General features: G+C 65.7%; 6 protein-coding genes. 2 read left to right on the forward strand and 4 right to left on the reverse strand.

Annotated elements, in window-relative coordinates:
* Positions 1 to 153 precede the first annotated feature (153 nt).
* Both rpmF and QZY06_RS20760 read right to left on the reverse strand, forming a co-directional pair.
* Positions 154 to 351, reverse strand: a complete 198-nt coding sequence (rpmF, locus tag QZY06_RS20755; RefSeq protein WP_022977750.1) for a 50S ribosomal protein L32 — start codon at positions 349 to 351, stop codon at positions 154 to 156.
* An 85-nt stretch (positions 352 to 436) separates the two neighbouring features.
* A complete protein-coding gene (locus QZY06_RS20760) occupies positions 437 to 904 on the reverse strand; it encodes a DUF177 domain-containing protein (protein ID WP_293391147.1) in 468 nt (155 codons plus the stop codon).
* A 51-nt stretch (positions 905 to 955) separates the two neighbouring features.
* On the opposite strand from QZY06_RS20760, the gene QZY06_RS20765 reads away from it, so the two are divergent.
* Positions 956 to 1,552 carry a nucleoside triphosphate pyrophosphatase gene (locus tag QZY06_RS20765; protein ID WP_295687823.1) on the forward strand — a complete coding sequence of 199 codons (597 nt, stop codon included), beginning with the start codon at positions 956 to 958 and terminating at the stop codon, positions 1,550 to 1,552.
* On the opposite strand, the gene QZY06_RS20770 is transcribed toward QZY06_RS20765, so the two are convergent.
* Entirely contained in the window at positions 1,544 to 2,191 is a 648-nt protein-coding gene (locus tag QZY06_RS20770) for an HAD-IA family hydrolase (protein WP_295687826.1), read from the reverse strand. The two genes, QZY06_RS20765 and QZY06_RS20770, sit on opposite strands and share 9 nt — an antisense overlap.
* Positions 2,192 to 2,338: 147 nt before the next feature.
* Positions 2,339 to 3,628 carry an RluA family pseudouridine synthase gene (locus QZY06_RS20775; protein ID WP_295687829.1) on the reverse strand — a complete coding sequence of 430 codons (1,290 nt, stop codon included), beginning with the start codon at positions 3,626 to 3,628 and terminating at the stop codon, positions 2,339 to 2,341.
* An 888-nt stretch (positions 3,629 to 4,516) separates the two neighbouring features.
* Here QZY06_RS20775 and QZY06_RS20780 point away from each other — a divergent pair.
* Positions 4,517 to 7,839 (forward strand): Rne/Rng family ribonuclease (locus QZY06_RS20780; RefSeq protein WP_295687832.1); only part of this gene is annotated, 3,323 nt, incomplete at its 3' end.

Below are 7,839 nucleotides of genomic sequence, written 5' to 3' on the forward strand. Positions count from 1 at the left end.
CGCAAAGCCGCTTCGACGACGATGCCGTGACCGTGGTCACCGCTCATCGCGTCAAGGGCCAGCAGGATCGGCGCGTTCATGGCGGGCATGATTGCGCTTCGCAGCGGCCGGGAGAAACGGCTGGTTCAGCCGTTCGGCACGCTGCCAGGAAGCTCAGGCTTCTTCCGCGACTTCGACCGTCTTCATCTCGATCACGCGCTTGCCACGGTAGAAACCGTCGGCAGTGACGTGATGACGCAGATGCGTTTCGCCCGAGGTGGAGTCGACCGAAAGGGTCGGCGCGCTCAGCGCATCATGGGCGCGGCGCATGCCACGGCGGGAACGGGACTTCTTTGATTTTGCGACAGCCATTGGGGAACTCCGGTGGGCAAGGTTCGCCCAGGGGCGCGAATTCTACCCTGATTGACCCCGAACATGTACAACAAATGAGGCGAAATCAGAGCGGCGTGCAATCGTCCCGTTCGCAGCGCGCCGAGAACGGCAGTGCCAGCAGCACTTCCTCTTCGACGATGACGTGAAACGGCAGCTGATCGTCCTCGACGAGATAAGGCTCGGCGTCCTTCAGCACCCGGTTTTCCTCTTCCTCGTTGAACACCAGGCGCAGATCGATCGCCGCATCGAGCACGAACTGGAACGGCTTCAGACAGCGCTGGCAGGTCATCGTCAGCTCGCCCTGCACCCGCCCTTCCAGCTTCGGCGCGCGGGTCTTGTCCCGGCGCAACTGCAGTTCCACCTGCAGATCGGTCTGCGGCGTGTCGTGGAGATCGGCCAGCGCCTGCTTGAGACGTTCCAGCCGCGACACCGGCAGACTGCCGGCGTAGCTCGCCTCGCGCGTCAGCGCACTCGATACCTTGGCGTGCAGCGGCAGAATGCGCTGCGCAGTTTTCTTGACCGGTTCGTTCATGCCGAGAACTCTATCAGCGGCGTTCACGAAATCGAAATCTTCAACACACCTATGTCTCTGATCAATTCGGAATTTCCGCTGATTCTTGCGTCGGGCTCCCGCTATCGCGCCAGCCTGCTGGCCCGCCTGGGCCTGCCGTTCGTGGCAATGCCATCGGATGCCGATGAAAGCCGCCAGCCCGGCGAAACGCCGCTGCAGCTTGCCGAACGCCTGGCGATCGCCAAGGCGCGTGTGCTGTCGAGTCGGCATCCGGATCGCTGGGTGCTCGGCTCGGATCAGGTCGCCGCCCTCGGCGACGCCGTGCTCGGCAAGCCCGGCAACCGCGAACGGGCGATCGCGCAATTGCGGGCCCAAGCTGGCAACACGGTGACATTCATCACCGCGGTTGCGCTGATCCACGAAGCCAGCGGACGGGTGCTGAGCCATGTCGATCACACCCGTGTGCGCTTCCGGCACTTGAGCGATGCCGAGATCGAACGCTATCTGGACGCCGAGCCGGCCTACGACTGCGCCGGCAGCTTCAAGAGCGAAGGTCTGGGCATCTCGCTGGTCGAAGCGATAGCCAGCGAAGACGCCACCGGCCTGGTCGGCCTGCCGCTGATCGCGGTTCGGCGGATGCTGGCTGAAGCGGGCTGCGCCTTACCGTAGCAACCAGCTCGGCAGCGCACGGACATCGTCGATCACGGCGGCGGCGCCTGCCGAGAGCAGACGCCCCGGCGCGTGCACGCCACAAGCAACGCCCAGCGCCGGCACGCCGAGGGCGGCAGCCATCGCCACGTCATATTCGGTGTCACCGATCATCAGCGCCCTACCCGCCGCCACGCCGGTCTCGCGGAGGATTTCCTCGAGCATCAGCGGATGCGGCTTGTCAGCGGTTTCATCGGCGCAACGGCTGATCTCGAACAGCGAGCGGACCTCGTGCTCGTCGAACGCACCCTCCAGCCCGGCGCGTGGCTTGCCGGTGGCGACCGCCAGCCGGAAGCCCTGATCACGCAGCGCCTGCAGCGCTTCTACAGCGCCCGCGAACAACGGCGTCGAATGAATCTTCAGACCGGACTCGCGGCGATGTGCGAACAGCTGCGCCATCACCCAGTTCGGATCGAACTCCGGATACAGGCGGCGCATGCCGTCCTGCAGCCCGAGGCCGATCAGCTCGGCGATCTGATGATTCTCGCGCGGCGGCAGGCCGAGATCGAGGATCGCCTTCTGCGTGGTGCTGACGATGTGGCCGGCGGAGTCGGCCAAGGTTCCATCCCAGTCGAAGATCAGCAGTTCGAATTCAGACATTGAGGTTGATGTTCGAAAGAAAAGCATGCTCACGCAAAGGCGCCAAGGCACGAAGAAAAGCCATTGGTGAACAGCTTTTCCTTCATCGTTCGTCCTTTGCGCCTTGGCGTCTTTGCGTGAGCCCGACGTTCGACGTGATGCCCTCGCTCAACGACCCGGCCCGAGAACCTCAAGGAACTGGCGCAGCTCTTCGGTCATCGGCGCGTTGAGGATCAGCTTGCCGAAGTCGCCATCGGCCGGCAGTTGCAGGAAGTGCGAGTGCAGGAACATGCGGCGCAGGCCCAGATCGCGGATCGGCTTCTGATCGTCGCGCAGGCCGTACTTGCGATCGCCGGCCACCGGATGACCGAGCGCCAGCGCATGGACGCGGATCTGATGGGTGCGGCCGGAGTAGATATGCACTTCGCAGAGCGTCGCATCCTTGTAATGCGCCTGCGGCACGAAGCGCGACTTCGACGGCTTGCCATCTTCCTCGTCGATATCGATGAACCGCTCGCCACCCGGAATCGAGCGCTTGACCAGCGCGGCATCGACATCGCGTGCGCCACCCTGCAGGCGGCCGACGATCAGCGCGAAGTAGCGCTTGTCGGCCAGGCCTTCGCGGAACGCGCGCTGCGCTCTGAGCAGACCGACGCGGGACTTGGCCAGCAGCAACAAGCCGCTGGTATCGCGATCGAGACGATGGGCGAGTTCGAGGAAGTCGTACTTGCCCCAGCCGCGCGCGGCTTCGATCACGCCGTAAGCGATGCCGGTGCCGCCGTGCGACGCCAGGCCAGCCGGCTTGCAGATCGCCAGGTAATGCTCGTCCTCGTAGACGATCGCTTCACGCAAGCGGTTCAGCACCGCATCCGGCGCGCGGATCTGCTCGCTCTTCTCGGCGAGACGGACCGGCGGAATGCGTACTTCCTCGCCCAGCGCCAGCTTGCGGTCCGGCTTGACCCGGCCGCCATCGACCCGCACCTGGCCGGAGCGCAGGATCAGATAGATGTGCGATTTCGGCACGCCCGGCAGGCACTTCATCAGATAGTTGTCGACCCGCTGCCCGTCCTCGTTGGCGGTGATCGTCATGTGGACGACGACGGTCGGCAGCAGCTCCTTGTCGGCCGCCGTTTCGACGGCCTTGCCCGGGCGGTTTTCGCGGGTGAACTTCGGGGTGGTCGCACGCTTCGTGGCAGGGCTGGATGAAGTCGGCTTGGCGGCAATCGTCCGGTCTGCGGACCGGACCGTTGATCTCGTCGGCGGACGCGAGGTTGGCCGGGGACCGAAGTCACCGTCACGCGACGAGGCCGGCCGCGAGCCGTCCCGGCCGGGCGACGCCGCTTTCGGGGCGCTGCTCTTGGCGGTCATGTAGCGCGGTGCGCTTGGGCGCGCGGTCCGATCGGACTTGCGCAGCTCGGATTTCGCGCCCGGCTTCGGCTTGGGCTTCGATGCCGCCATGAACTCGCTCAGCGATTCCGGCGGCCGTGCCGAGCGTGGGCTCGGCTTCGAGTTGGGCCGCTGCGTCGGTCGCACCGATGCCGGAGCGCCAGCAGAATTGCCACCCTTCGGCCCACCCGGACGCGAAGTGGGCCGAGCTGGCCGTGTATCCGTACGGGAATCAGTGCGGCCGGCCGACTTCGATGCCGGCTTGTACGGCTTGCCAGCCGACAAGCCCGGACGGGATGAGGCTGGCCTGGCCGGACGCTCGGCGCCTTCTGGACGCGAACGTGCCGCCGGGCGATCGGAGGACGCCGAGCGGGGCTTCGGCCGCGACGACGGCCGGGCGGAGGATGAAGGAGGAGGAGCTTTGCGGTTCAAGTCGATCTCGGCAGTAAGGAACAAAGCCGATACCGGCTTGGCGAAAAATGAAACATGACGGGTGAAGAACCGTTGGCCGGCAATACCTGCAGCGGTGTCACGGAAACCGACCGTACCCGTCAGCGCCGCCGATTTCGACGTTCTGCGCCATGCCTTTGAGCGGCAACGCAAAACTATCGTAGGCGCGGGTTTCTATGGCACACTTCGATCTGTTTGTCGCGGTTGCGACGAATACAGTTCCGGCGTCAGGCCCAAAGGTTTTTCGGGGCTTTCGTCGGTATCTGGTGCCAACCGGCGGGCCGCATGGTAACAAACCGTCCGCCCCGTCAGCGCCAGACCAAGCACTAAACAGCTACGCCGACCGTCTTTCGACCGGCGTTCCGCACAATCCAGCGTTCCCGCGCGAGGCGGGGATGAATCGACGATCGAACCATCACAATTTCGTAACGATCGAGGCGCGCCCCAGACGCGCCGCATCCCGTTCTGCGCGGTCGAGCGTGTCACCAGACAGCTATCGAGACCGCATCAATGAAAAGAATTCTGATCAACGCCACACAGCGCGAGGAATTGCGCGTTGGCATCGTCGACGGACAAAAGCTTTACGACCTTGACATCGAACTGGCCTCGCGCGAACAGCGCAAGTCCAACGTCTACAAAGGCAAGATCACCCGCGTCGAGCCCAGCCTCGAAGCCTGCTTCGTCGACTACGGCGCCGAGCGCCACGGCTTTCTGCCGCTGAAGGAAATCCACAAGGACTATTACCGGACCACCGCCAGCGGCGCCGGCAAGGGCAACATGCGGGAGCTGATCGCCGAAGGTTCGGAGATCATCGTCCAGGTTGAAAAGGAAGAACGCGGCAACAAGGGCGCAGCCCTGACCACCTACGTCAGCCTCGCCGGCCGTTACCTAGTGCTGATGCCGAACAACCCGAAGGCCGGCGGCATCTCGCGCCGCGCCGAAGGTGAAGAGCGCGAGGAAGCCCGCGAAGCGCTCGCCGCGCTGGCGATTCCGGACGGCATGGGCATCATCGTCCGCACCAACGGCATGGGCCGTTCGGCGCCGGAACTGCAGACCGATCTCGATCAGCTTGCCGATACCTGGGGCCGCATCGTCTCCGCTGCCGTCGAGCTGCCGGCGCCGTTCCCGCTGTACAAGGAAAACAACGTCGTCCTGCGCGCGCTGCGCGACTACCTGCGCCCGGACATCGGCGAAGTGATCGTCGACAACGCCGAAATCTACGAAGAAGCCCGGGCGCAGATGCTGCGTTCGATGCCGGCCGAGCAGCACAAGCTGAAGCTGTACCGCGACGACATTCCGCTGTTCTCGCGCTACCAGGTCGAAAGCCAGATCGAATCGGCGCATGAGCGCATGGTCCGTCTGCCGTCGGGCGGCTCGATCGTCATCGATCACACCGAAGCCCTGACCGCGATCGACATCAACTCGGCGAAGGCCACCGGCGGCGGCGGCATCGAGGAAACCGCGCTGCAGACCAATCTGGAAGCGGCTGACGAAATCGCCCGCCAGCTGCGTCTGCGCGATCTCGGCGGCCTGATCGTGATCGATTTCATCGACATGAACAGCTCGAAGAACCAGCGCGATGTCGAGAAGGCCGTGCAGCTGGCCTGCGACATTGATCGCGCCAGAGTTCAGGTTGGCCGCCTGAGCCGCTTCGGCCTGCTCGAAATGAGCCGCCAGCGTCTGCGTCCTTCGCTGTCCGAACACACCCAGATCGCCTGCCCGCGCTGCGAAGGCCGCGGCCAGATCCGCTCGGTCGAATCGCTGGCGCTCGCCGCACTGCGTCTGATCGAGGAAGAGTGCATGAAGGACCGCACCGGCCGCGTGATCGCGCAGCTGCCGGTCGACGTCGCCACCTACCTGCTGAACGAAAAGCGCGGCGTCATCGCCGAACTGGAATCGCGCTACATGGTGGTGGTCACCCTGGTGCCGAACGAGACCCTGGAAACGCCGAAGTACGAGATCACCCGGATTCGCGCCGATCATCTGACGCTCGAAAACAACGCCGGCATGAGCTATCGCCTGCCGCAGGACTACAAGGCCGATGCCCGAGCCGCACTGGCCGGCAACGGCACGCCTCAGCAGGCCCCGCGTGGCGCTGGTGGCGAAGCGGCGGTGAAGCTGGTGCTGCCGAACGCACCGGCCCCGCTGCCGCTCGATGCGCCGGATCCGGTTGCCCCGGTTGCAGCACCGAAGCACGTCCCGGCACCGGTCGCCGTGATGCAGCCGGTCGCGAGCCAAGGCGGCTTCTGGAGCTGGCTCAAGGGCCTGTTCGGCGGCGGCAAGACCGAAACCCCGAAGCAGGCCGACAACGGCCAGCAAAAATCGCAGCGCAATGGTGGTCAGCAGCAGGGCCAGCAGCGTCGCGATGGTGGCCGGCCTGATGGTCGCCGCGAAGGCGGCCGTCCGCAGGATGGGCAGCAGCGCCGTGATGGTGGCAATCGTGGGGAAGGGCGTGGCGGTGAAGGCCGTGGCGACAACCGTAGTCAGCGTCCGCAGCAGGAAGGTCAGCAGCGCCGTGACGGCCGTGGCAACAACGAAGGCCGCGATCGCAACAACGAGCCCCGCAACGGCGGTGGCGAGAACGGCGGCAATCGCCAGGCGCGTGGTGAAGGACGCGGCGACCGTGGCGGCCAGCAGCAGCCCCGCCAGCCGCAGAATCAGCCGAAGCAGCAGAACCCGCGCAACCAGCAGCCGCAGACCAATGCGGCGGCATCCGATGCCGACGCACTGCCGCCGGTGGTCATTGCCGCTGCTGCGGCAACCGTTGCAGCGCCGATGGTCAGCGCGCTGTCGGCAGCCCCGGAAACGATGGGCGAACTGCTGAACAGCAACGCACCAGTCGACGGCGAAGCCGCCGCCCTGGCACAGAGCGAAGGCCAGACTCCGGCCGGCGTGGCTGGGGAAGGACGTGAAGGCGGTGGCCGTCGCGGTCGCCGGGGTCGTCGTGGCCGTGGTCGTGGCCGCACCGGCGAGAACGGCGAGCGCAATCCGAATGCCGCACCGGGCAGCGAAGGTGAAGGCGACGAAGGTGATGACAACGACGGCGGCCTGAACCAGGCCGACGATACGTCGCCGATGTTCGACTCGGCCGCGCTCGAAGCGCGCGCCGGCAGCGATGAACCGGGCTACGCACCGCGTCGCGACCAGCGTCCGCAGCGCACCGAAGTGGTCGCCGAAGCAGCCGTCGCTCCGGAAACTGCCCCAGAAGCTGTCCAAGAGACTGAGGTAGCCCTGGCTGCTGCCTCGATCGAATCATCAGCCGCCGTCGAAACGCTGGCCGTGCTGGATGCGCCGATCGCTGTCGAACCGGCCATCGAGCAGCCTGCTGTCGAAGTTTCGTTCGTCGAAGCAGCACCGGCGGCACAGGTGGTCGAAGCGCCGCTGTTCGAATCCGCCGCGCCGCCGGTTGCCGTCGAGTTCGCCGAGCCGGCGATTGCTGCGGCGCCGGTCGAAGTCGCCCTGGCGATGCCGATTGAAGTGGCCGCGGTCGAGCCGATCGCTGAACCGCTTATCGAACCGGTTGTGGAAGCCACGATCGAGCCGTCCCCGGTCGCGGCACCTGTAGCCGAAAGCGAGCCGTCAGCTGCCGAGCCGGACCTCGTCACTGCAGCCGCGCCGTTGGCTGCCGAAGCGGAGCCGGTCATCGTCGCCGTGCTGGAACCTGAGCTTGTGGCAGCCGAGCCGGCACCGCCGGTGGCTGCGGAAGCCGAAGCGCCGGTCGTGCCGCCCGTGGTCGTTATCCCGGCTCCGGCCGAGTTGGTTGAAGCAGCACTCGCCGCAGCGCCTACTGTCGAAGAGACGGCTGGAAAGCCTGTCGAGAAGACTGAAGAAGC

Origin of the sequence: uncultured Nevskia sp., assembly GCF_903885465.1 — a bacterium.
In the GTDB taxonomy this organism is placed as follows: domain Bacteria; phylum Pseudomonadota; class Gammaproteobacteria; order Nevskiales; family Nevskiaceae; genus Nevskia.

What these genes read in the sequence shown, in the direction of transcription:
- rpmF (WP_022977750.1), bottom strand. Translation starts at nt 351, where the DNA reads ATGGCTGTCGCAAAATCAAAGAAGTCCCGTTCCCGCCGTGGCATGCGC.
- QZY06_RS20760 (WP_293391147.1), bottom strand. Translation starts at nt 904, where the DNA reads ATGAACGAACCGGTCAAGAAAACTGCGCAGCGCATTCTGCCGCTGCAC.
- QZY06_RS20765 (WP_295687823.1), top strand. Translation starts at nt 956, where the DNA reads ATGTCTCTGATCAATTCGGAATTTCCGCTGATTCTTGCGTCGGGCTCC.
- QZY06_RS20770 (WP_295687826.1), bottom strand. Translation starts at nt 2,191, where the DNA reads ATGTCTGAATTCGAACTGCTGATCTTCGACTGGGATGGAACCTTGGCC.
- QZY06_RS20775 (WP_295687829.1), bottom strand. Translation starts at nt 3,628, where the DNA reads ATGGCGGCATCGAAGCCCAAGCCGAAGCCGGGCGCGAAATCCGAGCTG.